23 protein-coding genes are annotated in these 24,804 nt (G+C 61.2%); 14 read left to right on the forward strand and 9 right to left on the reverse strand.

Going from position 1 to position 24,804, the window contains the following annotated elements; genetic code table 11:
• The first annotated feature begins 74 nt into the window (after positions 1-74).
• The gene (locus AOA62_RS10490) at positions 75-659 is read left to right on the forward strand and encodes an ACP phosphodiesterase (RefSeq protein ID WP_099548601.1); all 585 of its coding nucleotides are present in this window, start codon (positions 75-77) and stop codon (positions 657-659) included.
• 26 nt (positions 660-685) lie between these two features.
• Here the strand turns inward: AOA62_RS10490 and AOA62_RS10495 are convergent, their stop codons facing one another.
• Both AOA62_RS10495 and olsB read right to left on the reverse strand, forming a co-directional pair.
• Positions 686-1,477, reverse strand: a complete 792-nt coding sequence (locus tag AOA62_RS10495; protein WP_017137254.1) for a lysophospholipid acyltransferase family protein — start codon at positions 1,475-1,477, stop codon at positions 686-688.
• Complete coding sequence (olsB, locus tag AOA62_RS10500) at positions 1,477-2,232, reverse strand: L-ornithine N(alpha)-acyltransferase (RefSeq protein ID WP_017137255.1); 756 nt, start codon at positions 2,230-2,232, stop codon at positions 1,477-1,479. Before olsB ends, AOA62_RS10495 begins: the two co-directional genes overlap by 1 nt.
• 185 nt (positions 2,233-2,417) lie before the next feature.
• Here olsB and AOA62_RS10505 point away from each other — a divergent pair, with 185 nt between their 5' ends.
• Positions 2,418-3,500, forward strand: a complete 1,083-nt coding sequence (locus AOA62_RS10505; protein ID WP_099548602.1) for a serine hydrolase — start codon at positions 2,418-2,420, stop codon at positions 3,498-3,500.
• Positions 3,497-3,811, forward strand: coding sequence for a hypothetical protein (locus AOA62_RS10510; protein WP_017137257.1), 315 nt, complete (start codon positions 3,497-3,499; stop codon positions 3,809-3,811). Before AOA62_RS10505 ends, AOA62_RS10510 begins: the two co-directional genes overlap by 4 nt.
• A 179-nt stretch (positions 3,812-3,990) precedes the next feature.
• On the opposite strand, the gene AOA62_RS10515 is transcribed toward AOA62_RS10510, so the two are convergent.
• The gene (locus AOA62_RS10515) at positions 3,991-4,284 is read right to left on the reverse strand and encodes a DUF3077 domain-containing protein (RefSeq protein ID WP_099548603.1); all 294 of its coding nucleotides are present in this window, start codon (positions 4,282-4,284) and stop codon (positions 3,991-3,993) included.
• 395 nt (positions 4,285-4,679) lie between these two features.
• On the opposite strand from AOA62_RS10515, the gene AOA62_RS10520 reads away from it, so the two are divergent.
• The 7 genes from AOA62_RS10520 (at position 4,680) to AOA62_RS10550 (ending at position 12,153) form a co-directional block, all read left to right on the forward strand.
• Positions 4,680-5,051: a colicin E1 family microcin immunity protein gene (locus tag AOA62_RS10520; protein WP_017137259.1), complete on the forward strand. Its 372-nt coding sequence runs from the start codon at positions 4,680-4,682 to the stop codon at positions 5,049-5,051.
• Between the two features lie 236 nt (positions 5,052-5,287).
• Positions 5,288-6,463, forward strand: a complete 1,176-nt coding sequence (locus AOA62_RS10525; RefSeq protein ID WP_099548604.1) for a M20 aminoacylase family protein — start codon at positions 5,288-5,290, stop codon at positions 6,461-6,463.
• Between the two features lie 59 nt (positions 6,464-6,522).
• Positions 6,523-7,833: a citrate-proton symporter gene (locus AOA62_RS10530; RefSeq protein ID WP_099548605.1), complete on the forward strand. Its 1,311-nt coding sequence runs from the start codon at positions 6,523-6,525 to the stop codon at positions 7,831-7,833.
• A complete protein-coding gene (locus AOA62_RS10535; protein WP_099548606.1) occupies positions 7,830-9,272 on the forward strand; it encodes an amidase in 1,443 nt (480 codons plus the stop codon). The genes AOA62_RS10530 and AOA62_RS10535 overlap by 4 nt, the downstream gene beginning before the upstream one ends.
• A 64-nt stretch (positions 9,273-9,336) precedes the next feature.
• Complete coding sequence (locus AOA62_RS10540; protein ID WP_017137263.1) at positions 9,337-10,095, forward strand: IclR family transcriptional regulator; 759 nt, start codon at positions 9,337-9,339, stop codon at positions 10,093-10,095.
• Positions 10,096-10,412: 317 nt separating this feature from the next.
• Positions 10,413-10,994 (forward strand): YceI family protein, encoded by a 582-nt coding sequence (locus AOA62_RS10545; protein ID WP_017137264.1) that lies wholly within the window; start codon positions 10,413-10,415, stop codon positions 10,992-10,994.
• Position 10,995: 1 nt separating this feature from the next.
• Positions 10,996-12,153, forward strand: coding sequence for a phosphatidylserine/phosphatidylglycerophosphate/cardiolipin synthase family protein (locus AOA62_RS10550; protein ID WP_099548607.1), 1,158 nt, complete (start codon positions 10,996-10,998; stop codon positions 12,151-12,153).
• Positions 12,154-12,298: 145 nt separating this feature from the next.
• On the opposite strand, the gene bglX is transcribed toward AOA62_RS10550, so the two are convergent.
• Positions 12,299-14,590: a beta-glucosidase BglX gene (gene bglX / locus AOA62_RS10555; RefSeq protein ID WP_017137265.1), complete on the reverse strand. Its 2,292-nt coding sequence runs from the start codon at positions 14,588-14,590 to the stop codon at positions 12,299-12,301.
• 241 nt (positions 14,591-14,831) lie between these two features.
• Here bglX and AOA62_RS10560 point away from each other — a divergent pair, with 241 nt between their 5' ends.
• From AOA62_RS10560 to AOA62_RS10575, 4 genes are all read left to right on the forward strand, one after another.
• Complete coding sequence (locus tag AOA62_RS10560) at positions 14,832-15,443, forward strand: LemA family protein (protein ID WP_017137266.1); 612 nt, start codon at positions 14,832-14,834, stop codon at positions 15,441-15,443.
• Positions 15,444-15,461: 18 nt separating this feature from the next.
• Positions 15,462-16,190 carry a YgcG family protein gene (locus AOA62_RS32580; protein WP_026013717.1) on the forward strand — a complete coding sequence of 243 codons (729 nt, stop codon included), beginning with the start codon at positions 15,462-15,464 and terminating at the stop codon, positions 16,188-16,190.
• Positions 16,191-16,221: 31 nt separating this feature from the next.
• Positions 16,222-16,839, forward strand: coding sequence for a TPM domain-containing protein (locus AOA62_RS10570; protein ID WP_099548608.1), 618 nt, complete (start codon positions 16,222-16,224; stop codon positions 16,837-16,839).
• A 188-nt stretch (positions 16,840-17,027) separates the two neighbouring features.
• Positions 17,028-18,245 (forward strand): SAM-dependent methyltransferase, encoded by a 1,218-nt coding sequence (locus AOA62_RS10575; RefSeq protein WP_017137269.1) that lies wholly within the window; start codon positions 17,028-17,030, stop codon positions 18,243-18,245.
• Between the two features lie 39 nt (positions 18,246-18,284).
• Here AOA62_RS10575 and AOA62_RS10580 read toward each other — a convergent pair whose 3' ends face one another.
• The 5 genes from AOA62_RS10580 to AOA62_RS10600 form a co-directional block, all read right to left on the reverse strand.
• Positions 18,285-19,238 carry a DMT family transporter gene (locus AOA62_RS10580; RefSeq protein WP_017137270.1) on the reverse strand — a complete coding sequence of 318 codons (954 nt, stop codon included), beginning with the start codon at positions 19,236-19,238 and terminating at the stop codon, positions 18,285-18,287.
• 285 nt (positions 19,239-19,523) lie between these two features.
• Positions 19,524-22,082, reverse strand: a complete 2,559-nt coding sequence (locus tag AOA62_RS10585; RefSeq protein WP_017137271.1) for a TonB-dependent receptor — start codon at positions 22,080-22,082, stop codon at positions 19,524-19,526.
• Positions 22,083-22,210: 128 nt separating this feature from the next.
• The gene (locus tag AOA62_RS10590) at positions 22,211-23,179 is read right to left on the reverse strand and encodes a FecR domain-containing protein (RefSeq protein WP_099548609.1); all 969 of its coding nucleotides are present in this window, start codon (positions 23,177-23,179) and stop codon (positions 22,211-22,213) included.
• Complete coding sequence (locus tag AOA62_RS10595) at positions 23,176-23,715, reverse strand: RNA polymerase sigma factor (protein ID WP_099548610.1); 540 nt, start codon at positions 23,713-23,715, stop codon at positions 23,176-23,178. Before AOA62_RS10595 ends, AOA62_RS10590 begins: the two co-directional genes overlap by 4 nt.
• Before the next feature lie 198 nt (positions 23,716-23,913).
• The gene (locus AOA62_RS10600) at positions 23,914-24,786 is read right to left on the reverse strand and encodes a dihydrodipicolinate synthase family protein (protein ID WP_099548611.1); all 873 of its coding nucleotides are present in this window, start codon (positions 24,784-24,786) and stop codon (positions 23,914-23,916) included.
• Positions 24,787-24,804: the final 18 nt, after the last annotated feature.

Below are 24,804 nucleotides of genomic sequence, written 5' to 3' on the forward strand. Positions count from 1 at the left end.
TTTGATCTGAGATCAGGCTATTTCGGTATATCGGGTTATAACGATACGTAATCGGCAGTGGTAGACTGCGCGGCATGAATTATCTCGCACATCTGCACCTGGGCGGCCAACTTCCTGCTCAATTGCTCGGCAGCCTGTATGGCGACTTTGTAAAAGGCCGCCTGCAAGGCCAGTTCAGCCCGCAAATCGAGTCGGCGATTCAGTTGCATCGCTCAATCGACCGCTTTACCGACAGCCACCCGCTGGTGGATGAGGCGTTGTCACGCTTCAGCCTGACCCGCAAGCGCTACGCCGGGATTGTCCTCGATGTGTTTTTCGACCACTGCCTGGCGCGGGATTGGGCGCTGTACGTCGAGCAGCCGCTGGAACGCTTCACTGCGCAGGTGTACCGCGTGCTGGCGGCCGAGCCGCAACTGCCGGGGCGGCTGGCGCAGATTGCGCCGTATATGGCGGCGGATGATTGGCTGGGTTCGTACCGCGAGTTTGCGGTGATGGAGCAGGTGTTGCGGGGGATCTCGCGGCGCCTGACACAGCCCCAGGAATTGGGCCATGCGATGCAGGAGTTGCGGGTTTTGTATGAGCCGTTGAGTGAAGATTTTCGGTTGTTTTATCCAGAGCTACAGAAGTTTGCACAGCTCCAACTGACTACTGAGATCTAAATGTGGGAGCTGGTGTTCAGTTCATCTCAGGCCGCAAATGCAGGTCGAGCCGCCACCTGCTCAACTTCCGGCAACGGCCCAAACAACGCTTTCTGCACCGCCTGCTGCGCCTGATACGCCAGCGCCGCACGTTCCTGCCCGGCACAGGCAATCGGCTGGAGCACATGAATCTCCACATCACCCTGGTCATTACTGAACAGACGCATCAGGTGCGAGAGCAAATCGTCATCGCCAATAAAAGGTGCCAACGCATCCACCTGCCCATCACGCAAATAACGAATCGCTACCGGTTGCAGCGACACATCCGCATCAATCGCACTGGCCAGCAAACGCCCGTGGAACGTACGCAGGCTGCGCCCATCAGTGGTGGTGCCTTCGGGGAACATCAGCAGCGGATGCTGTTGCTCCAGATGGCGAGTCATCTGCTTGCGGATCAACTGGCTGTCGCCTGAGCCGCGGCGAATAAACAAGCTGCCGGCCTTGGCCGCCAACCAGCCGGCCACCGGCCAGGTGCGCACTTCGGCCTTGGACAAAAACGACATCGGCGCCACCGCGCCGAGCAGCGGAATGTCGGTCCAGGACACGTGATTGCTTACCCACAGCATCGGCTGCGTCGGCAGCTCACCGTGTACCGTCACGCGAAAGGGCAGGGCGTTAGTCAGCCGTGCCATAAAAAACCGCGACCAACGCTGGCGCCGCACCATCGAGTTGGCAATGCCCATGCGTTCGAATACACCAAACACACTGGCCATGCTCAACCCCAGCGCCACCACCAGCAGCACCCGGGCAATGCGCCCGTACACGCGCAGGCGGCTCATCACATGGCCGCCTTGAAGTGGCGGGCGTAGCGCGGGCACAACTCATCGCGCTTGAGCAGGATGAACACGTCGGCCACCTGGAAGTCTTCATCCCAGCACGGCTCGCCGCAGATCTTCGCACCCAGGCGCATATAGGCTTTGAGCAGCGGCGGCATTTCCGCGATGACGTTGGACGGCAGGTCCAGCGCCGGCAGTGGTTTTTTCGGTTCGGCGCGCAGGTGCTCGTTGCACAGGTAGCGTTCGCGCAGGCGCTGCATGATCGCGTGAGCCTGGATGCCGCCGTCGTGCATCGGGATGCTCGCGCAACCCATCAGGTAGCTGTAACCGCCCTGGTTGAGGACTTCGGCCAATTCGCCCCACAACACCGCGATGGTGCCGCCGTTGCGATAGGCCGGGTCGACGCAGGTGCGGCCGATCTCCAGGATCGGGCCTTGCAAATGCAGCAAGCCATGCAGGCTGAATTCTTCTTCGCTGTAGAACCGGCCCAAGGTGCTGGCGGCCTGGTGGTCGAGCAAACGGGTGGTGGCCACCAGTCGACCGCTGTTCAAATCCCGCACGCCGATATGGCTGCAGTGAACATCATAGTCATCCATGTCCAGACCCTGTTCCGCGCCTTTCAGCTTGGCGTTGAACTCGCCGCTGAACACGTTGAAACGCAGGGCCTGGGCTTCCTGCAAAGCCTTGGCGCCAACCAGGCGTTCGGCTTGCAGACGGCGTTCATTGCCGGTGTCGCTGATGCGGGCGATCTGAGTCATGGCGAATCTCCGAGTGCCGGCCACTTACCGGCCGGTCGACTTGTTTGTCCAAACTCAGGCTATGTAGGCTCGGTGTCAGCTCCATGAAGTTATGGTGACGCTTGGATGACAGGCCTTCCTGTCGCAAATCTGTCATGCGCCTGGGCTAGGCTCGCGGGCTTGAAAGCCCCCTTGAGTTTGCGTCCATGGTCCGAGGCCTGTTGTGCGTTGCCCTGCTGTTAGTCACCGCTGCCGCCCACGCCGACACCTGGCCGGACAAGGAATGGGCCAAGGGCGCGCCGCTCGAAGGCCCGGCGGTCGATGCACTGAATGCCTATGCTTTTCCACCCCGTGACGACGCCACTCGTAAAGGCATCCGCACCGACGCGCTGCTGGTGATCCGCGATGGCGTGATCGTTTACGAGCGCTACGACGCGCCCACCACCGCCAGCACGCCGCACCTGACCTGGTCGGTGAGCAAAAGCCTGATGGCCACCGTGCTCGGTGTGGCCTACGGCGAAAACCGCTTCAAACTCACTGACCCGGCCGCGCGTTTTTACCCGCCGATGAAACAGCACCCCAAAGTGAGCATGGCCGACCTGCTGCACTGGGCCTCGGGCCTGGATTGGCAGGAAGACTACGAATACGCCCCGCTGAAATCCTCGGTGGTGGCGATGCTCTACACCCGAGGCCGCAGCGATATGGCCGAGTTTGCCGCAGCCACCGAGGCCGCCGCCGCACCGGGCCAGGCCTTTCGTTATTCCAGTGGCGACAGCAATATTCTGTCCGCCGCCCTTAAAGGCATGCTCGGCCACAAGGCCTATATGAGTTACCCGTGGGACGCGCTGTTCAAGCCGCTGGGCATTCACAACGCCACCTGGGAAACCGACGCCGACGAAACCTTCGTCGCCTCGTCCTATGCCTACCTCACCGCTCGCGATTTGGCGCGGGTCGGCCTGCTGATGGCGCGCGACGGTCGTTGGGGGGAACAGCAACTGGTGCCTAAAGAGTGGGTCGCCTTCAACCGCCAGCCATTCGACAAATACAAGGCCGGCCAGGACGACGCCGTCCCCGGCGGGCAATGGTGGCTCAACCTCGACGTACAAGGTGCCCCAAGACCCTGGCCCGATGCGCCTGCCGACACCTTCGCCGCCCTCGGCCATTGGGGCCAGGCGCTCTATGTGCTGCCCGACGAACACCTGGTGATCGTGCGCTACGGCGATGACCGTGACGGCACTTACCGTCACAACGAACTGCTCAAGCGCGTACTGGCGGCGGTGCAACCATGATCCGTCGTCATCCGTTTATCAGCGTGTTTTTGCTGCTGTTGCTCGCCCTGTCGGGCTGGGTGTGGCACGAACGCGTCAACCTGCAAGCCTTCCCCGACATCATCGCGGCGTACACGGCCAAGGAATATTGCTCGTGCCGGTATGTGGAAAACAACCCGGCGGAGTATTGCCTGGGGTATGTGAAGCAGTATGTGCCGACCAGTGCGTTCACTGATTCGCCGGAACGCAGTGAAGTGACGGCGAGTGGTTTAGGACGCACGCACACGGCGCGCTGGTTGGGTGATCGCCAGGGCTGCCGCCTCAACCCCTGACGCACCAAAGATTTTCTGTGGGAGCTGGCTTGCCTGCGATGACGGCGGCACAGGCCACAGTGATGTTGACTGACCGGCCGCTATCGCAGGCAAGCCAGCTCCCACATGGATTTGTGCTGATCTTGGGAAATGAGACAGTCCGGACAGGCGCCCGATGCACTGCACCGGGCGCGGACGACTTACTGCGGGGTTGGGCTGCCAGGCTGCAAGGCCAGCAACAGGTCATCGATGATCGCCTTGCCCATTTCCCCCAGGTAATGCGAGGCGAATGCAAACTTCTCCGCCTTGGGGTCCATGGCGGCTTCAAGGGAGAGCATTTTTGCGTAATAGAGCACGTGGGATGCGTGTTCGAGGGCTTCTACGAGCGGAACCCCGGCGTTGACGCGGAACAGTTTCAAATGGCTTTTGTTTTCTCCGCAGTCTGCGAAGGTGGCGGCGCCGATGGTTTCGGCTGAGGGTATTTCGTACGGCATATGCTTGCTCCTTTGGTACAACCAAAAAGAGCTTCTTTTCTCGGGATTCCACGCCCGGTCACTCATGAGCAGCGACGGAGGCGAGGTTAACCCTATGTACGCGGCGTCGCAACCGGTGGCCAATAGCTGTCCGCAATCTGCGTTGTGTGGCGAGGGAGCTTGTCGGATCGCCGTACCGTCCCGTTTGACTGCGCAGCAGTCACCGGCTTTTTGGGGGCGCTTCGCACCCCAGCGCAAGCAAGCTTGCTCGCCACAGGGTTATGCGCAGCGGCAGAAGTGTCGGTTGTTGCCTTGAAACTTGCCGGGTGCTGTGTTTCCAGCGCGCGCCCCTGTAGTAACCTTGCCCGCGGCCGACCCCACACACGTCGGCCGTTAACAGGCATAAAAGGAGACTTATGACGCTGGGGCGCAAGGCCGAAAAATACTTCAGGATGATAAGAACGCGAATGGGCCTGGAGAAAAACTATTATTTAAAAAGCTTCGTTATTGCGTTGTTTATTTTTTGCATGAGCGTCTACGGTTTCAAATCAAGCGAAAAGGCCGCGATCTATATTTTGATCTGCGGGGTTAATGCGCTGTTGTTCCCGCTGGCCAGGCGTGCAGTCGAAAACGTTGTCTTTCGTTTTACTGGAAAAGAATTTTGGGCGACACATCCCCTACAGACCGCCGCATCGAATGGTGGTCACACACTGCTATGGATGTTTTATTTCGTTTTTGCCATTCCGCTTGGCGTCTTCTATGGGCTGTGGTTGTGGCTGAAAAAATAGTGCCCGTTCGCGCGGCCTCTGCTTTCTGAGAACGGAACCTCTAGTTGTTGGGCCCCGCGTTTTGGGCGCGCTTCGCACCCCGGCGCAAGCAAGCTTGCTCGCCACAGGGTTATTAGGTGTCGGCCTTAGGTTCCACCCAGTGGAACCACCTTTGATTGTCCTCGCGCCCACATCGCGCTTAGCTGTCGATGTGCAGCCAACAAGAACGGGACCACCCGCCTGTGAGGAGAATCACCATGCGCCCACACCAGCACATTCTGGATTGGCTCAGCGATGTCGCCAGCGACTTGCACGCTGTGCGCCACGATATCCATGCCCATCCCGAACTCGGCTTTGAAGAAAACCGCACCAGCGCGCTCGTTGCGCAGTCCTTGAAAGAATGGGGCTACGAGGTGCACACCGGCATCGGCAAAACCGGTGTGGTCGGCGTGCTGCGCAATGGCAGCAGCTCGCGCACGCTGGGCATTCGCGCCGACATGGACGCCTTGCCCATCATCGAGAACACCGGCGCGGCCTACACCAGCCAGCACGCTGGTTGCATGCACGCCTGCGGGCATGACGGCCACACCACCATGCTGCTCGGCGCCGCGCGTTACTTGGCGGCGACGCGGCAATTTGACGGCACCTTGAACCTGATTTTCCAACCCGCCGAAGAAGGCCAGGGCGGCGCCGAGGCGATGCTGGCCGATGGTTTGCTCGAGCGCTTCCCGTGCGATGGCCTGTTCGGCATGCACAATATGCCGGGCTTGCCGGCGGGGCATCTGGGCCTGCGGGTCGGGCCGATGATGGCCTCGCAGGACTTGCTCACGGTGACGCTGGAAGGCGTCGGTGGCCACGGTTCCATGCCGCATCTGACGGTGGATCCGCTGGTGGCGGCGGCGAGTATGGTCATGGCGTTGCAAACGGTGGTGGCGCGCAATATCGACACCCAGGAAGCCGCCGTGGTCACGGTCGGTGCGCTGCAAGCGGGGCAGGCCGCCAACGTGATTCCTCAGCAAGCGCTGTTGCGCCTGAGCCTGCGCGCACTGAACCCCAAGGTCAGGGAACAGATGCTCGAGCGCGTCAACGCCATCATCCAGACCCAAGCCGCGAGCTTCGGCTGCACGGTGCAGGTCGAACACCGCCCGGCCTACCCGGTGCTGGTCAACCACGCCGAAGAAACCGAGTTCGCTCGCCAGGTCGGCATTGCCTTGCTCGGCGCCGACGCGGTGGACGGCAACACCCGCACGCTGATGGGCAGTGAAGACTTCGCCTGGATGCTGCAACGCTGCGCCGGCAGTTACCTGTTTATCGGCAACGGCGTGTCGCGGCCGATGGTGCATAACCCTGCCTATGACTTCAACGACGACATCCTGCTGACCGGCGCCGCCTACTGGGGCGCGCTGGCCGAGAGCTGGCTCAAGCCTGCCTGACGACCTCTTTTTTTCTGCCGCTGGACCCTTGCCCTTATCGGTTGAATGGAGTGTTCCTCATGCAGACTTCAAACACAGGCGTATCGCGCACCCGCCAGGTGGTGGCGGCTGTGATCGGCAATGCGCTGGAATGGTATGACTTTATCGTTTACGGCTTTCTGGCCAGCATCATCGCGCGGCAATTCTTTCCGTCGCAGGATGAATACGCCTCGCTGCTGATGGCCTTGGCCACCTTCGGCGTGGGCTTTTTCATGCGCCCGGTGGGCGGCATCCTGCTCGGCATTTATGCCGACCGCAAAGGCCGCAAAGCCGCGATGCAGTTGATTATCCGGCTGATGACCGTGTCTATCGCGCTGATCGCTTTCGCGCCCAATTACGCCGCCATCGGCATGGGCGCGCCGTTGCTGATTGTGGTGGCGCGCATGCTCCAGGGCTTTGCCACCGGCGGTGAGTACGCGAGTGCCACGGCGTTTCTGGTGGAAAGTGCGCCGGCCCATCGCAAGGGCTTGTATGGCTCCTGGCAGTTGGTGGGGCAATGCCTGGCGGTATTTGGTGGGGCGGCGATGGTGGCGTTGGTCACGCACTTCTTTTCGCCGCAAACCCTCGACCTGTGGGGCTGGCGCGTGCCGTTTGTGCTGGGCTTGCTGATCGGCCCGGTGGGGTTGTGGATTCGCAGGAACCTGGAAGACCCGGAAGAATTTATCCAGGCGCGCAAGCAGGCCACCGGCCCGGCGCCGAGCCTGATGGATGTGCTGCGTGAGCATCGGCGCAGTATCCTCGTGTCCATGGGCTTGGCCTGCGGCGCGACGGTGTCGTTCTACGTGGTGCTGGTGAATATGCCGACCTTCGCGCACAAGAGCCTCGGTTTGCCGCTGGACCAGGTGCTGATGGTGCAGATGTTCGCAGTGGCGCTGATGACCGTGGTGATTCCGCTGTCCGGCATGCTCTCGGACCGGCTGGGGCGGCGGCCGGTGTTGATGGCTTTCACCCTGGCATTCTTTGTGATGGTTTACCCGTTGTATGTGTGGGTGGCCGCGGCACCGTCCATCGAGCGCTTGCTGGTGATGCAAGTGCTGCTGTGCACGGTCATCGGCGGCTTTTTCGGCCCGGCACCGACGGCCCTGGCCGAGCAGTTTCCGATTGAGGTGAGGTCAACGGGTGTGTCGGTGGCTTATAACGTCGCGGTCATGGTGTTCGGCGGTTTCGCACCGTTGATCGTGACCTGGCTGACCAAAGTACTGGGTACGCCAGTGGCGCCGTCGTTTTATGTACTGTTCGCTTGCGTGCTGACGTTGATGGGCACTTACTGCATGCACGAAGCCCCACGGGCGAAAAAACCGCTGCCCTTTTCCAATGAGGTGAAGCCTTGAGCCGTGTTGATTGGGATGCCACGCAGCTGTCGCAAGCGATCCATGCGCGGCAGGTGTCGTGTGAAGACGTGATGGGCGATTACCTGGCGCAGATCCAGCGTTTTAACCCGAGTGTGAATGCGCTGGTGTCGTTACGTGATGCCGATGAAGTGCTGGCCGAAGCGCGTGCTTGTGATCGCGAACTGGACCAGGGCAAGTCCCGTGGCTGGATGCACGGCATGCCACAGGCGATCAAGGATTTGGCGGCCACCCAAGGTTTGCGCACCACGCTCGGCTCGCCGTTGTTCGCCGAGCATGTGCCCACTGAAGATGCCATCAGCGTGGCGCGGGTGCGGGCCAGCGGTGCGATTATCATCGGCAAGACCAACGTGCCGGAGTTCGGCCTCGGCTCGCAGACCTACAACACGCTGTTCGGCACCACCGGCAATGCCTATGACCCAAGCCGGGTGGCCGGCGGCAGCAGCGGCGGGGCGGCGGTGGCGCTGGCGTTGCGCATGCTGCCGGTGGCCGATGGCAGCGACATGATGGGCTCGCTGCGCAACCCGGCGGCGTTCAATAACGTGTTTGGTTTGCGCCCTTCACAGGGGCGTGTGCCGCACGGGCCGGCGCCGGAATTGTTTGTGCAGCAACTGGGCACCGAAGGCCCAATGGGTCGCAGTGTGACGGATGTGGCGCATTTGCTCAGTATCCAGGCCGGTTACGACCCACGGGTGCCGCTCTCATCCAAGGATGATCCGTCGGTGTTCGGCCAGCCGTTGCAGCGCGACTTCAAAGGCGCCCGCCTGGGCTGGCTGGGTGACTACAACGGCTACTTGCCGATGGACGAGGGTGTGATGAGCCTGTGCGAGTCGGCCCTCGGCGATTTCGCCGCATTGGGCTGCGAGGTGGAAAGCTGCCAGCCGGCATTTTCCCTGGCGCGCCTATGGCGCTGCTGGTTGGTGCATCGCCACTGGCTGGTGCACGGCAACCTCGGCGGGGCCTACGCCAACCCGCAAAAACGCGCATTGCTCAAGCCTGAGGCGCAATGGGAAGTGGAGGGCGGGCTGGGCTTGAGCGCGCAGCAGGTGTACCAGGCGTCGGTGGACCGCAGCGAGTGGTATCGCGCCCTGGCCAAGCTGTTTGAACGTTACGATTTCCTGCTGTTGCCCACTGCCCAAGTGTTCCCTTTTGATGCACAACAAGCGTGGCCGCGCCGTGTGGGTGGGCGCGAAATGGACACTTATCACCGCTGGATGGAGGTGGTGATCGGCCCTACATTGGCCGGCTTGCCGAGCATGAATATTCCGGTGGGCTTCAATCCTCAAGGCTTGCCCATGGGCCTGCAGATTATCGGCCCGGCCCAGGCGGACCGGGCGGTTTTGCAGCTGGCCTATGCCCATGAACAGCTGACGCAATGGGTACAACGCCGCCCGCCTGCGTGCCTTGAATCGACGAGTTGACCTGCGATCGGGCCTGTATCTTGCTGTGAAAAATGATCATCCACCGGCAACAGGGAGATCGAACATGGAGACAGGCACGGTACGGTCGGTTGAGCGCGCACTCGCCATCGTCGAACTGCTCGGTGAGCACCAGGCCTTGGGGTTGGAGGAGTTGCACTACCTCACACGCTTGCCCAAGGCGACGGTGTCGCGCATGTTGCTGACCTTGCAGGAACAGGGCTGGGTCTATCGCGGCCTCAGCGACCGCCGTTACCGCCTGCGCGCCCAACGGTTGTTCGGCGACACCCAGCAACGTTTCAAGCGCCAAGTGGTGGAAAGCGCCGCGCCCTGGCTGCTGGAACTCAGCGAGCGCACCGGGCTGGTGGTGGATCTGTCCTGCTTTGATGGCGAGCGCCTGGAAGTCATGGAAAGCGCGATCCCCAGTGTGTTACGCAAGTTGTACCCCAATAACTGCCAGATCGTCGGCCAGCACGCCAGCCTGTTTCACTCGGCGATGGGCAAGGCGTGCCTGACGCAATTGCCGGTTGAGGAGGTGCAGCGTCTGGCGGGCCGCGATCATGTCGCTGCGGACGAGCAGGTGCATACCTGCGAGCAAACCCAGCACCAGGGGTTTGGCCAGCGTACTGAAGGCTATTGGGAATACCCGGTGCGCCTGCCGTTTCTGATTCGCGCGGTGGCCTTGCCGGTGCAGGCCAATGGGCGGCTGGTGGGCAGCATGGCGCTGCACTGGCCGATGCATCAGGCGCCGGTGGAACGCGTATTGAACCTGCACATGGCCAGCCTGGAAGCGACGGTGCGCGATGTGCAGCGGGCGCTGATCTGAAGGCAACCACCGAACCCTGTGGGAGCTGGCTTGCCTGCGATAGCGGCAGGTCAGTCACCTTCACTGTTGCCTGTGGCGAGCAGGCTTGCCCTGCGTTGGGCTGCGAAGCAGCCCCAAAATCAAGCGCTGAGTTTTTTCAGTAAAAATTCCAATGCTCTCATGGGGCTGCTGCGCAGCCCAACGCAGGGCAAGCCTGCTCGCCACAGGGGTTTGGCTGCCTTGAAAAATTGTGCAGATACCCGGCTCCCACATTGGATTTGCGCCGCTTGTGAGATTGCGCTTAAGGTTCGTGCAGGTTTTTTGCCCCATGAGTTTCTATGTTCAATCTCAAACCCCTGGCCTTCACGCTGTTGACGTGCGCCGCCTTGCCTGCCCACGCCGACTGGTACCTGGATAACGAATCCTCGCGCCTGTCGTTCGTCACTACCAAGAACACCGAGATTGCCGAGGTGCATCGTTTCCTGGTGTTGCACGGCAAGGTCGACAGCAAAGGCGCGGCGCAGCTTGAGGTCGAGATGGAGTCGATCAACAGCGGCATCCCGCTGCGCGATGAGCGCATGCGCAATGACCTGTTCCAGATCAAGGCCTTCCCCGAAGCGCTGATCAGCGCGCAGATTAATCTGCAACCGATCAATGACCTGGCCCCAGGCGCGCAAATTGAGTTGCGCCTGCCACTGTCGGTGACTTTGCATGGCAAGACCCAGACCTACAGCGCCGAACTGCTCGCCACACGCCTGGATGATCGACGCTTCCAGGTGGTAACCCTGGAACCTGTGGTGCTGCATGCCGAGGATTTCGATTTGGTGCCGGGTGTGGCGGCACTGCGCAAGGCGGCCGGCTTGGCGTCGATCAGTTTGTCGGTGCCGGTCGGTGCGGTGCTGATTTTCACGGCGCGCTGACGTGAGCGGCGCAGTGTTCCCGTGGCGCAGCGCCAACCGCTTCGAGTTGCTGATCGACGGCCCGAGTTTCTTCCCGCAGATGCTGGTGGGTATTGCCCGGGCCGAGCGCCAGGTCGATCTGGAGTTGTACCTGGTGGAGGCGGGTGCTTGCGCTGAAGCCATGGTGCAAGCGTTGGTGCAAGCCGCCGAGCGCGGCGTGCAGGTGCGCTGCCTGTTTGATGATTACGGCAGCCTGGCCTTCACGCTGGGCCTGCGTAAGCGCCTCACCGACGCGGGCGTGCAACTGCGCTTCTACAATCGCCTGAGCTGGCGCCGTTGGATGCGTAACCTGTACCGCGACCATCGCAAACTGTTACTGATCGATCAGGGCATCGCGGTGGTCGGCGGCACGGGCGTTACCGATGAGTTCTGGACGCCAGGGCAAGACACCGCCGACTGGCATGAAGTGATGGTGCAGATCAGCGGCCCGTTGGTGCTGGACTGGCAGGCGTTGTTCGACCGCCAATGGCACGCCAACGCGGCGCGCCGCGAGTGGAAACCCGCCACCCATTTCGGTTTGCCGCGCTTGCCCAAGGTGCCGGCCACCGGGCCTGGCCTGGGGCGCGTGGCGTATGCCGATGCTCGTCAGCACCGCGATATTTTGCAGTCGCTGATCCGCGCGCTGAACAGCAGCAAGACGCGCATCTGGCTGGCCACCCCGTATTTTCTACCGACCTGGAGCGTGCGCCGTGCGTTGCGCCGCGCAGCCGGGCGTGGCGTGGATGTGCGTTTATTGCTGACCGGCCCGCGCACCGATCACCCTTCAGTGCGCTACGCCGGGCACCGTTATTACCCACGGTTGTTGCGCGCAGGCGTGCAGATCTTTGAATACCAGCCGTGTTTTTTGCACCTGAAAATGGTGCTGGTGGACGACTGGGTGAGCGTTGGCTCGTGCAATTTCGACCACTGGAATTTGCGCTTTAACCTGGAGGCCAACCTGGAAGCGCTCGACCCAGAATTGACGGCAGCGGTGGTGGGCAGTTTCGAGGGTGATTTTGCCAAGAGCCAGGCGGTGAGCCTGGCGGCCTGGAAGGCGCGGCCACTGTGGCGGCGGGTGAAGCAGCGGGTGTGGGGCTGGATTGATCGGTTGGTGGTCAACCTGCTGGATCGGCGGGGGTAGCCGCATCACTTAGATCAAATGTGGGAGCTGGCTTGCCTGCGAAAGCATCACCTCAGTACACCTGACACACCGAGGTGCCTGCATCGCAGGCAAGCCAGCTCCCACAAAAGCCAGCTTCCACACTGACCGCATTTACAGTTTTAGATCAGAGCAGTTCAAACGTCTGCTGCTGCACATCCTGGGAGTCCAACCCGATCTGCACATTGAACTCGCCCGGTTCCGCCGCGAACTTGAGTTGAGTGTTGTAGAACTTCAAGTCTTCCTCGCTGATGGTGAAGTGCAAAGTGCGCTCTTCACCGGCCTTGAGCATGACTTTCTGGAAGTTCTTCAGCTCTTTAACCGGGCGGATCATCGAGCCGGCCACGTCCTGGATGTACAACTGCACTACGGTTTCGCCATCGACTTTACCGGTGTTCTTCACGGTGACGCTGGCGTCGAGCTTGCCGGTCTTGTTCAGGGTGGTGGACGACAGCGCCATGTCCGACAGGCTGAACGTGGTGTAGCTCAAGCCATAACCGAACGGGAACAGCGGCCCGGTGACGTCATCGAAGTACTGCGAGGTGTAGTTGCCCGGCTTGCCTGGGGTGAACGGCCGGCCGATGCTCAGGTGGTTGTAGTAGGTCGGAATCTGCCCCACCGACCGTGGGAAGGTGATCGGCAGCTTGCCCGATGGGTTGTAGTCACCGAACAGCACGTCGGCGATGGCGTTGCCGCCTTCAGTGCCGGCAAACCAGGTTTCCAGGATCGCGTCAGCCTCTTTGTTTTCATCCACAATCGACAGCGGGCGGCCGTTCATCAGCACCAAGACCAGCGGTTTGCCGGTGGCTTTGAGCGCCTTGATCAGGTCGCGCTGGCTTTGCGGGATGTTCAGGTCGGTGCGGCTGGAAGACTCGTGGGACATGCCACGGGACTCGCCCACGGCGGCGACCACTACGTCGGCTGCCTTGGCGGCCTTGACCGCTTCGTCGATCATCACCTGGGCTGGGCGGGTGTCATCGACCACTTCCGGCGCATCGAAGTTGAGGAAGTTGAGGTAGTCGACCACGGCCTTGTCATTGGTGATGTTGGCGCCACGGGCGTAGATGATTTTGCCTTTGTCGCCGATTACAGCGTTCATGCCGTCCAGCAGCGTGACGGATTGTTCAGGCTTACCGGCGGCGGCCCAACTGCCCATCATGTCGATCGGGGCCTTGGCCAGCGGGCCTACCAGCGCGATGGTCGCGGATTTTTTCAGCGGCAGGGTGTTGTTGTGGTTTTTCAGCAAGACCTGGCTGCGGCGTGCAATATCGCGCGCATCGCTGCGGTGCAGGCGGCTGTCGGCATAGGTGTCGGCCGGGTCATCTTCAGCCTTGCCGATGCGCAGGTACGGGTCTTTGAACAGGCCCATGTCGTACTTGGCGCCGAGCACTTCGCGCACCGCATTGTCGATGTCGCTTTGCTCGATTTCGCCGGATTTGAGCAGGCCGGGCAATTCCTTGCCGTACAGCGAGTCGTTCATGCTCATGTCGATGCCGGCCTTGATCGCCAGCTTGGCAGCCTCACGCCCGTCCTTGGCCACGCCGTGCTTGATCAGCTCGAAGATCGCGCCATGGTCGCTCACGGCCAAACCTTTGAAGCCCCAGTCCTTGCGCAGCAGGTCGTTCATCAGCCAGGTGTTGGCGGTGGCCGGTACGCCGTTGATCGAGTTGAGCGCCACCATCACGCCGCCGGAACCGGCCTTGATCGCCGCATGGTACGGCGGCAGGTAGTCCTGGTACATCTTGACCGGGCTCATGTCGACCACGTTGTAGTCGCGACCGCCTTCCACCGCGCCATACAGGGCGAAGTGCTTGACGCTGGCCATGATGCTGTCGGCATTTGCCGGGCTTACGCCCTGGAACGCCTTGACCATCACTTCGGCAATGCGTGAGACCAGGTAGGTGTCTTCACCAAAACCTTCGGAGGTGCGGCCCCAGCGCGGGTCGCGGGAAATGTCGACCATTGGCGCAAAGGTGATGTCGAGGCTGTCGGCGGCGGCTTCCTGGGCGGCGATGCGCCCGGAGCGGCCGATGGCGTCCATGTCCCAGCTGGAGGCCAGGGCCAGGCTGATCGGGAAGATGGTGCGGTGGCCGTGGATCACGTCATAGGCGAAGAACATCGGGATCTTCAACCGGCTGCGCATGGCCGCGTCCTGCATCGGACGGTTTTCCGGGCGGGTGATCGAGTTGAACGTGCCGCCGATGCGGCCGGCGGCGATTTCCTTGCGGATCAGCTCGCGGGGCATTTCCGGACCGATGCTGATCAGGCGCAATTGGCCGATCTTTTCATCCAGGGTCATCTGCTTGAGCAGGTCGCTGACGAAGGCGTCCTTGTCTTTAAGCGCAGCAGGCTTTGTTTCTGCCCAGACGGGGTGGGTGGCCAGAGTGGCAACAAGGCCGAGCAAACACAGCTTTTTCATGAATATCCTTTTTCGGCTACTGCACAGCGAAAATGCGCTGGTCTGCCAAAATGTGGGGGAACCTATGTTGTTGTTCGAGTGTTATTGCAGTAAATGCACCACACTTGTGAACTCTTATTCGCGCTGGGCATCTTTTTAGCTGATTGGCTCGACGCAATCCAGTGGTGGCGGATTATGCCCCAAGCGCGCGGTTTATAGGGTTAGTCGTCACATTCCATCCAGATTGGGCAGGAGAAACACTATGCAAGCAGCACAACATTACCGCTGGGGCTTCAAGGCCGCGGCTTTGCTACTGATCAGCACGGTGCTGAGCGGTTGCGGCATCAACACCATTCCGACCCTGGACGAACAGGCCAAGGCGGCCTGGGGCCAGGTGCAAAACCAATACCAACGCCGCGCCGACCTGATTCCCAACCTGGTGGAAGTGGTCAAGGGCTATGCGGCCCATGAGCAAGACACCCTCACCGCTGTGATTGAGGCGCGGGCCAAGGCCACCTCGATCCAAGTGGATGCCAGCACCCTCGACAACCCCGAGAAGCTCAAGCAGTTCCAACAGGCTCAAGACGGTTTGAGCGGCGCACTCAGCCGTCTGATGGTGGTGTCCGAGCGTTACCCGGACCTCAAAGCCAACCAGAACTTCCTGGCGTTGCAGTCTCAGCTTGAAGGCACCGAAAACCGTATTGCCGTGGCCCGTCGCGACTTTATCCAGGCGGTGCAGGCTTACAACACCGAGATCCGCACCTTCCCCGGCCGCCTGTGGCATAGCGTGATGTACAGCGACTTGCCGATCCGCGCCACGTTTGAAGCCACCAGTGCCGACGCCGATAAAGCGCCGCAAGTGAAGTTCAAATAAGGCTTCTCTGAGGTGTCGATGCGTTTATTACGGATAGGCTTGGCGCTGTGGCTGCTGGCCTGCGTGGGCGTGGCCCAGGCGGCGCTGACCTTCCCGGCCTTGACCGGGCGGGTGGTGGACACCGCACAGATGATCGACCCGGCGGTACGTGCGCAGCTGACCCAGCAATTGCAGGCGCTGGAGCAAACTTCGGGTGACCAGATCGTGGTGGTCACTGTGCCTGACCTGCAGGGCGTGCCCATTGAGGACTACGGTTATCAATTGGGCCGCCAGTGGGGCATCGGCCAAAAGGGCAAGGACAACGGCGCGCTGTTGATCGTCGCCCGCGATGAGCGCAAATTGCGCATCGAAGTCGGCTATGGCCTCGAAGGCGTGCTGACCGATGCGCAGTCGTGGGTGATCATCAACCAGGTGATCGCGCCCAAGTTCAAGGCCGGTAATTACAGCCAGGGCATCAGCGACGGCGTTGCGGCCATGATTCAGGTGGTGGGCGGCGAGCCGCTGGCCGTGCCGGCGCATGTGGCGGATGCGAATTTTGCCAAGGATAATCCGGGGTTTTCCATCGGTTTGTTCATCCTGCTGATCGGCGTGTTGTGGCTGTGTAATCGGCTGGGGCTGCCCGTTGGCGCTATCCTGCTGGCGATTCTCAGCAGCAGTGGACGCGGCGGCGGTGGCGGGGGCGGCGGTGGTGGCTTCAGAGGCGGCGGCGGTGGTTTTGGCGGCGGTGGTGCCTCAGGTGGCTGGTAATGACAATAACTAGAACAGAGCATCTACAACCATGGCATTACTGACTGAACACGAGCAGCGCCAAGTCGCCGAAGCGATCGCACGCGTCGAAAAAACCACCGACGCCGAGCTGGTCACCGTGCTGGCCGCGCGCGCGGATGATTACGCCTATATCCCGCTGCTGTGGGCCAGCCTGGTCGCCTTGGTGGTACCTGGCATCGTGCACTACCTGTCGGGCTACCTGACCATGTACACCTTGCTGTTGGCGCAATGGGCGACCTTCATTGTGTTGTGCCTGGTGTTTCGCCTGCCCAAGGTCACCACCCGCCTGATTCCGCGTTCGGTACGCCACTGGCGTGCATCGAACCTGGCCCGTCGACAGTTCCTGGAGCAAAACCTGCACCACACGCTGGGCAGCACCGGCGTGCTGATTTTTGTCAGCGAGGCGGAGCGGTATGTGGAGATTCTGGTGGACGATGGTATTTCCAGGCACCTGGATGACAGCAGTTGGGATGAGATCGTCAAGGCATTCACCCAGCAGGTGAAGCAGGGGCAGACGCTGGCGGGGTTTATTGCCTGCATCGAAGCGTGTGGTGAATTGCTGAAGGTGCATGTGCCGGTGACGCAGACGCGTAATGAGCTGCCTAACCGCCTGATAGTGCTGGAATAGCTGCTTTTCTGTGGGAGCCGGGCTTGTGTGGGAGCTGGCTTGCCCTCCACATAAGTCAGTTTCCAGAGAAAAGTGATTCCCGCATTTGATTTGCGGCGGCTGAGCGACCGTTGATCAAATAACCCCGTGCCCTAAACCTTCATCCCCCCTAAAATGCCCGGCATTCTTTGCCCGAGGCGTTTTTGTTCATGTCTGTCACCGCTCAACCTGCCAGCCCTGCGCCGGATCATCACGCCCAGTTCATCGAACTGCTGAGCGCAAGCCTCGCGCAGAACGCGTTTATCAAGCTGGTGCTGGCCAAGTACGTCGGCGAAGAAGCCGAGTTGCAGCGGCTGATCATCAAGCAGGTCGTGGTCAAGGAGCAGGCGTGCCTGTCCTTTGTTTATCGCTACAAGACCCGCGACATTACCAAGAACTTCCCGCTGGCCGAAGGCGTGGCGGCAATTGCCGCGCTGCTGCCGGCGTCGTTCAAGAATGCGCACCTGTTATCGCTGACCGACGAAGCCCAGCTGGAATACAGCAAAAAGAACAAAAGCTCGCTGTTCAAAAGCAAGCCGCAGCAATTGCGCGAGGCGCCTTCTGCTGAGCATAACCGCGAGAAAAACCGCTTCCTCGACTTGAGCCGACCCTTCCTCGCGGACCTGGGCGTCACCGACGCCAAGCAGGCGCTGATCCCATCGATGTCGCGCAAATGGAAGCAGATCAACAAGTTCATCGAAGTGTTCAGCCATGCGCTGACCTCATCGCCGTTGAAGCTTGACCAGCCGGTGCGCGTGGCGGATTTCGGTTCGGGCAAGGGCTACCTGACGTTCGCCATTCACGATTACCTGCGCAACACCCTCAAGGCCGAGGGCGAAGTGACGGGTGTGGAATTGCGTGAAGACATGGTAACCCTGTGCAACACCGCCGCCGCACGCCTGGAGCATCCGGGGCTGGTGTTCAAGTGTGGTGATGTGCGCAGTGTGGCGCCCAGCGAACTGGATGTGATGATCGCCCTGCATGCCTGCGATATCGCCACCGACTACGCGATCCACACCGGCATCCGTTCCGGTGCGTCGATCATCATGTGCTCGCCGTGCTGCCACAAACAGATCCGCCTGCAGATCCAGAGCCCGGTGCTGCTCAAGCCGATGCTGCAGTACGGCCTGCACCTGGGCCAGCAAGCGGAAATGGTCACCGACAGCTTGCGTGCGTTGTTCCTGGAAGCCTGTGGCTACGAGACCAAGGTGTTCGAGTTCATCTCGCTGGAACACACCAACAAGAACAAGATGATTCTGGCGGTCAAGCGCACCGAGCCTGTGGACAATGCGCAACTGTTGGAAAAAATCCAGGAGCTGAAGGCGTTCTACCACATCAGCGAACACTGCCTGGAAACCCTGCTGCGCGCGGATGGCTTCTTGAACTGAATGCGGTCTCCTGTGGGAGCTGGCTTGCCTGCGATGGCATCACCTGGGTTTGCTGATAGACCGAGGTGTCTGCATCGCAGCGGTGCGACGATTCGACAAGCCAGCTCCCACACAAGCCGGTGCAGGCTGCACCGCCGTCTTGCGCCCGAGCATCACCGTAATGATCACGCCACACGCAAACACCCAGGTAATCGGCTCGATATGTTCACCAAAGAACAACGCCGAAAACGCGATGGTAAAGAAGATCTGCAACAGCTGAATCTGGCTGACCCGCGCAATGCCGCCCATGGCCAGCCCGGCGTACCAGGCGAAGAACCCCAAAAACTGCGAGAACAGCGATACATACCCAAACGCCCACCAGGTGCGCATGGAAATCGCGCCTTGATGCTGCGCCGCCAAGTACCACACCGGGCCGATCAATACTGGCGTCGACAGCACCAGCGCCCAGCAGATCACCTGCCAGCCGCCCATTTCCTTGGCCAACCGGCCGCCTTCGGCATACCCCAGGCCGCCCACGGCAATCGCGCCGAGCATCAGCAAATCGCCGGCCTGGATACTGCCCGCGCCGGTGATCAACGCATAACTCAGCACCAACGCACTGCCCAGCGCTGCGCAGGCCCAGAAGGCTTTTGACGGCCGCTCATGTGACAGCCACGCCGCATACAGTGCCACGCACAGCGGTTGCAAACCGTTGACCAGCGCGCCATGGGACGCCGGCAAGGTTTGCATGGCCCAGGCCGACAACACCGGGAAACCCAGGATCACCCCGGCAATCACCAGGCACAGACCGCGCACCTGGCGCCAGGTTGGCCAGCGCTCGCGTCGCCACAACAACAGCGCTGCTGCCGGGATCGCCGCGAACAAGGCGCGCCCGAGGCCATTGAGCAAGGGGTGGATTTCCTGCACCACGATACGGGTGAAGGGCAAAGTCAGGCTGAAGATGACGACGCCCAGCAGGCCGAGGGCCATGCCGGTGTTTTCGCGCGAGCTCATGAGTGGGGACCAGAATCTGGAGGGCTTCAAGGGAAGCCCATCTAGCCACAACCCCCGCCGATCGCGGGCCTACAGCTGGTCGCAGATTTATCCGTACAGTTTCAATCTTTAAACTGGCAGGCACGGCGCCATCGCGGGCAAGCCCGGCTCCCACATTGGATCTCTATTGTCTGGCGGACCGAGATCTCCTGTGGGAGCTGGCTTGCCTGGGGTTGATCTCTATTGCCTGGTTGACCGAGATCTCCTGTGGGAGCTGGCTTGCCTGCGATGGCGTCACCCTGGTCTTTAGAAGAACCGCGTAATGCTGACCTTAGCATCGCGGCCCTTGGTGTAGGCACGATCACCGCTCAAGGCCGGGCGGAAGTTGTTGTTGAACAGGTTGTCCACGGTGAAGTTCACCTCGGTGCCTTTGAGGTACGCCTGTTGCGGTTTCCATTTGGCGAACAGGCCTTGGGTGTTGTAGGCCTTGTTGCCGTACTGGTCGTAGAACAGGTCGCCCAAACTGCTGCCCGGGCCGCCGGAATATTTGTCACTCGGCAAGCGATCGGTCGCGCCAATGAACTGGCCCATCCAGCCCACCTGGGCATCCCAGGCCGGGATGTTGGTGCCCACTACCAGCACCCATTTGGTCGGTGGAATGTCACGTGCCGGTACATCCGGCCCCCACGGGTTGGTGTACGCGCCTTCGTGTTCACCCTTGGCGTAGGCGAACGACACCGAGCCGAACAGGTAGGTGGAGTTGTAGAAAGACTCCAGCTCAAAGCCCTTGATGGTCAGGCCACCGATGTTGCGGTAGTTGGACATCGCCCCAGGCGGGCAAGCGTTGGCAATGGTGCCGCCGTTGACGGCCTGGTTTTGGCAACCAACGCCGGTGGCCTTGAAGATTTCATCTTCGACTTTGTTGTGGAACAGCGTGGCGCGCACTTGCAGGTTGTCGTTCTGGGCGATCAGGTTGTCGAAGCTGGTGACGCCACCCAGGGTAATCGAGGTGATGCGCTCCGGGTCGAGGTCGACGCTGGTGGCGGTGCGGCTGCCCAGGCCTTGCACTTCATATTGCTCGTCGATCACCGGCGCCCGCCAAGTCTTGCTCCAGTTGGCGAACAGCCCCAGGTTCGGCGTGACGTTCCAGAACAGCGCCAGGCGCGGCGACCAGCCGGTGTAAGTGCGGTCGCTGTAATCGTGGCCGAAGGACGGATTCGGGTTGTTGTAGTACGGCGCGTCATTGCCTTCGCCACGGTTGCGCACATGGTCGTAGCGCAGCGACGGGGTGATGGTCACATCGCCCACGGTGACTGCGTCCTGGACAAAGAAACTGTTGGTGTCGACCTTGCCGTGGGGCATGAAACCCGGCTGGAAGTGCCCGTAGTTGTAGCGCGCGGTGTTGTAGGTGGTGCCGGGCATCCACATTTCGGTTTCGCGGATGTGCTTGCGGATTTGCCCGCCGACGGTCACCGCATGCTGCAAGGGGCCGGTGTCAAACAGGCTGACGTTGCGGATGTCGAGGTTCTTGTCGGTGTAGGCGGTGTCCATCTTGCGCCCGCCGGTGGCCAGTTGGAAAAACGCAGTGGCGTCGCGTTCGTCGGTCTGGTCGGTATTGGACTGGGAATATTTGACGGTCAGGTCGATCAGCGGGTTATTCACCGGCGTGTATTCGTACTTGCCTGACCAGGTGGTGTCAGTGGTGTCACGCTGGGCTAAAAAACGCTTCAGCGCGTTTTCGTAACCGTAGCGGTCGATGTTGGCCTGGGTCGGCGGCGTCGGGTAGCTGGCGGCGGAGAATGGTGTCCAGCGGTTGCTGTGGGAGCGCGAGTAAGAGAGGCCAACGCTGTGCTCCTCGGTGAAGTGGGCGTTGACCTTGAACAGTTTGCCGTCCACATCCTGGGCACTGTTGGGCAGGCGCTGCGGGTTGACCGGGTATTCGTTGTTGTCGTTGGGCAGTTTGGCGGCCACCTTCATGTCGCCGCCGTCGCGCTGGGTCAGGTAGGCCAGCGCGTCAAAACGCCCGTCGTCGGTGCGGCCGTACACGGCACTGCTGTAGATCTGTTCGTGGTCATTGCTGGAGTAACCGTATTTGAGCATCGCGCCGCTGTTGCGACCGTCTTGCAGCAGGTCCGGGGCGTCCTTGGTGGTCATGTTGACCGTGCCGCCAAAGCCGCCGTTGCCGGTGAACGGCGAGTTGGGGCCTTTCTCGACCTCGATGCTCTTGATCAGCTCCGGCTCGATAAATACGGTGCCTTGCTGGTAGCGCTCAAAGCCGGTTTTGGTGGCGCCGTCGACGGTCATCGGCACGTCTTCGGCATCGCCGAAACCTCGAATATTGATGGTCTGGCCACCAGGTTTCAGTGAGCCGCCCTGGCTCACGCCGGGCAAGGTCTGCAACAGGCTGGGGATGTTGTTGGACTGGTAGCGGTCAATGTCGGCCTGGGTCATGGTCGAGCGGTTGACGGTGCTGGAGTCGACTTCGTTACCGGTGCCGATCACGCTGAGGGCATCCAGCTGGATGGCGCCGCTGTGGGTGGTCTTGCCCTCGTCGGGGCGCACCACGTAGGTGCTGCCGACTTTGATCAGGGTGAACTCGCCGTTTTTCAGCAGGCTGCGAATCGCCACTTCCGGGCTGAATTCACCGTTGAGCGCCGGCGCCTGCACATGTTTGAGCAGTGTCTCATCGAACAACAGCTGGATTTTCGCCTGCTGCGCGACAAAGCTCAGGGACGTGGCCAGCGATTGGGCGGGCAGTTGCAGCCTGAGCGACTCGGCCTGGGCGTTGAGGCTCAAGGCCATGCAGCTGGCAATAAGGGTCGGTCGAAGAAACAGGTGCGGAGCGTGGCAAGGCGCGCGAAACATGAAATCCCCCGGGGTGGCTAAATAGCCAAAAGGTGTGCGTATCCAACACAGTCGGGAGGAAGACGGGGCAGCTGCAAAAAACCACACATGCGAATGCAAAATATTCTCAAGTGTGATGCTTGCAGGCCTTACTTGAGTGGTTCGATGCGGACAATGCCATCGGCCGAGGCCACGGTTTTAACCGGCAGCAGCGCGGGCAGGGCGCTGAGCAGGGCATCCGGGTCATTCACATCCAGATTGCCCGAGACCTTCAGTTGCGCCACGGCTTTGTTGACCTGCAAGGGCGCTTGAGGCCGGTAGAGGCTCAGTTCATCGATCAGGCTGGCCAACTCCCGATTGCGAAACGACAGGTGCCCACTGCGCCAGTCGGCCACTTCTTCGGTGGTGAGTGTCTGTTGCTGCACGGTGCCCTTGGCGTAGCTGTACGTGGCACGTTGCTGGGCGCCGAGCAACGCCACCGGGCTTTTGGCGTCCGGCTCGAAGGCGACCTGGCCGTGGGCGACGCTGACCACCAGTTGTTGCTGGCTGCGTCGCACGTCAAACCCGGTGCCAACCACCCGCACGTTCGCCTCGCCGGCTTGCACGTAGAGCGGGCGCTCTTTGTCGGCGGCAACTTCGATAAAGACCTGGCCCTTGTCCAGGTGCAGGATGCGTTGATGCGCATTGAAGTCCACGCGCAGGTGGGTGTTGGCATTCACATACAGCGTGCTGCCGTCGGGCAAGGCGAGGGTGCGCATGCCTTTGGCGTGCCCGGCAATCTGGCTGTGGAACAGCGCGCGGGGTGCACCGATATTTGTCGTCAGCACGGCGCAGACCAGTGCGGCGGCCACGGCCAGGGCAGGGCGCACTATCGAAGGTTTGCGCGGGGGCAGTGGCACGGGTTTGTTCAGTTGCTGCAGTTGGGCGAGGTCGTCCCACAGTTGTTCGAATTCGGCATAGGCGCGGGCGTGGGCGGGGGTTGCCTGCCAGGCGGCAAAGGCTTTGCGCTCGGCCCGTGCTGCGCCATTGCGGTTGCGGGCAAACCAGCTGGCGGCTTGGGCATCGATGGAGTCGCTCGCTTCGATGTCCAGGACGTCAATGTCGCTCAGGCGGTTCATTCTGGCTGCTCCGTGCCGGGTTCTGGTTGAAGGCGTCGCTTGCAATGCAGCAGGGCAAAAGCGATGTGCTTTTCTACCATGCTGGTCGAAATACCCATGCGCTCGGCGATCTGCGCCTGGCTCAAGCCTTCGAAGCGGTGCAGCATAAGGGCTTCTCGCCTGCGGGGCGAGAGTTCGGCAAGGACTTCTTTCAACCGTTCCAGGCGTTGCAGGCGCTGCGCGGCGGCCATGGGGTCGTTTTGTGCGTCGGCGACCGGCTCCGTGTCAGCGTCGGCCGGGCCGGAGTGAGCGCTTTGGCGTACCTTCTGTTTACGCCAGTGATCGCGCAACAGGTTGCGCGCCATCTGGAACAGAAACGCCCGTGGCTGCTCGACCTTGGCGCGGTCGCGGTAGTCCAGCCATTGGGTGAAGACATCCTGGGTCATGTCCGCCGCGTCGTTGGCGTTGTCCGTGCGCTTGCGCAGGAAATGCAGGATATCTGCATAAAACCCGCGAAAGGCATCGGCCGACAACGGGTCGGGCTTGGGACGAGACATGGATATCCTTCTTGAGGAAGCACGACGTAGATAAGTCGCGAATGATATCGAGAACTATTGTCATTTGTCTCTATGTAACGGGTTCATGGGTTCAAAAATGTGGGAGCTGGCTTGTCGAATCGTCGCACCGCTGCGATAGCGGTGGTGGCAGCACCATCGCTATCGCAGGTAAGCCAGCTCCCACAGAGGACCGCGGTTTTAGCGCAGTAATGCTTTGAGCTGTTCGATGCCAGCCTCACCCAACGGGAACACCGGCAAGCGTGGATCGCCCGCCTCCAGGCCGGTCAGCCGCAACCCGGCCTTGATCGTCGCCGGCAAACCGCCCTTGAGGATGAACTCCAGCAACGGCAACTGGCGATAGAACAGCTCCCGCGCCAGTGTCAGGTCATTGGCCAGCACCGCGTCATACAACTCCAGGTTCAGCTGCGGGATCAGGTTCGGCGCGGCCGTGCACCAGCCCTTGGCACCCGCCGCGAAGGCTTCCAGCGCCAGCGGGTTGCAGCCGTTGTAGAACGGCACGTCGCTGTGGCGGCGCAACTGGTGCATGCGCTGAATATCGCCAGTGCTCTCCTTGACCATGGTCACGTTCGCCACCTGCTTGACGATGCGCAGGATCAAGTCCACCGACATGTCCGTGCCGCTGGTGGCCGGGTTGTTGTAAAGCATGATCGGCACGCCGATGCTGTCGCCAATCGCAGCGTAGTGGGCGAGGATTTCCGCTTCGCTGAGTTTCCAGTATGAGGCCGGCAGCACCATCACCACATCGGCGCCATTGGCTTCGGCATAACGGGCGCGACGCACGGCCTTGGCGGTGGTCAAGTCAGACACGCTGACAACAGTGGGTACGCGCCTGGCGATTTTCGCAAGGCTGTAGGCGCTGACCTCATCCCACTCCGCATCGCTCAAATACGCGCCTTCACCGGTACTGCCCAAAGGCGCGATGGCGTGTACGCCGCTGTCGATCAGGCGGTCGATGGAACGGCCGAGGGCGTCGAGGTCAATGCGCTGGCCGTCGGCGCTGAACGGGGTGATGGTGTAGCCGATGATGCCGTGAATAGTGGGGTTGGACATGGGAGGTCTCCGCGTGAA

This window comes from Pseudomonas sp. 2995-3 (assembly GCF_002742565.1).
GTDB lineage: Bacteria > Pseudomonadota > Gammaproteobacteria > Pseudomonadales > Pseudomonadaceae > Aquipseudomonas > Aquipseudomonas edaphica.

Coding starts and splice junctions, on each gene's coding strand:
- AOA62_RS10525 (WP_099548604.1), top strand. CDS start 5,288: ATGCGCCCACACCAGCACATTCTGGATTGGCTCAGCGATGTCGCCAGC.
- AOA62_RS10495 (WP_017137254.1), bottom strand. CDS start 1,477: ATGAGCCGCCTGCGCGTGTACGGGCGCATTGCCCGGGTGCTGCTGGTG.
- AOA62_RS10585 (WP_017137271.1), bottom strand. CDS start 22,082: ATGTTTCGCGCGCCTTGCCACGCTCCGCACCTGTTTCTTCGACCGACC.
- AOA62_RS10595 (WP_099548610.1), bottom strand. CDS start 23,715: ATGTCTCGTCCCAAGCCCGACCCGTTGTCGGCCGATGCCTTTCGCGGG.
- AOA62_RS10520 (WP_017137259.1), top strand. CDS start 4,680: ATGACGCTGGGGCGCAAGGCCGAAAAATACTTCAGGATGATAAGAACG.
- AOA62_RS10515 (WP_099548603.1), bottom strand. CDS start 4,284: ATGCCGTACGAAATACCCTCAGCCGAAACCATCGGCGCCGCCACCTTC.
- AOA62_RS10545 (WP_017137264.1), top strand. CDS start 10,413: ATGTTCAATCTCAAACCCCTGGCCTTCACGCTGTTGACGTGCGCCGCC.
- AOA62_RS10590 (WP_099548609.1), bottom strand. CDS start 23,179: ATGAACCGCCTGAGCGACATTGACGTCCTGGACATCGAAGCGAGCGAC.
- AOA62_RS10530 (WP_099548605.1), top strand. CDS start 6,523: ATGCAGACTTCAAACACAGGCGTATCGCGCACCCGCCAGGTGGTGGCG.
- AOA62_RS10490 (WP_099548601.1), top strand. CDS start 75: ATGAATTATCTCGCACATCTGCACCTGGGCGGCCAACTTCCTGCTCAA.
- AOA62_RS10570 (WP_099548608.1), top strand. CDS start 16,222: ATGGCATTACTGACTGAACACGAGCAGCGCCAAGTCGCCGAAGCGATC.
- AOA62_RS10510 (WP_017137257.1), top strand. CDS start 3,497: ATGATCCGTCGTCATCCGTTTATCAGCGTGTTTTTGCTGCTGTTGCTC.
- AOA62_RS10580 (WP_017137270.1), bottom strand. CDS start 19,238: ATGAGCTCGCGCGAAAACACCGGCATGGCCCTCGGCCTGCTGGGCGTC.
- AOA62_RS32580 (WP_026013717.1), top strand. CDS start 15,462: ATGCGTTTATTACGGATAGGCTTGGCGCTGTGGCTGCTGGCCTGCGTG.
- AOA62_RS10575 (WP_017137269.1), top strand. CDS start 17,028: ATGTCTGTCACCGCTCAACCTGCCAGCCCTGCGCCGGATCATCACGCC.
- AOA62_RS10505 (WP_099548602.1), top strand. CDS start 2,418: ATGGTCCGAGGCCTGTTGTGCGTTGCCCTGCTGTTAGTCACCGCTGCC.
- AOA62_RS10560 (WP_017137266.1), top strand. CDS start 14,832: ATGCAAGCAGCACAACATTACCGCTGGGGCTTCAAGGCCGCGGCTTTG.
- AOA62_RS10540 (WP_017137263.1), top strand. CDS start 9,337: ATGGAGACAGGCACGGTACGGTCGGTTGAGCGCGCACTCGCCATCGTC.
- olsB (WP_017137255.1), bottom strand. CDS start 2,232: ATGACTCAGATCGCCCGCATCAGCGACACCGGCAATGAACGCCGTCTG.
- bglX (WP_017137265.1), bottom strand. CDS start 14,590: ATGAAAAAGCTGTGTTTGCTCGGCCTTGTTGCCACTCTGGCCACCCAC.
- AOA62_RS10600 (WP_099548611.1), bottom strand. CDS start 24,786: ATGTCCAACCCCACTATTCACGGCATCATCGGCTACACCATCACCCCG.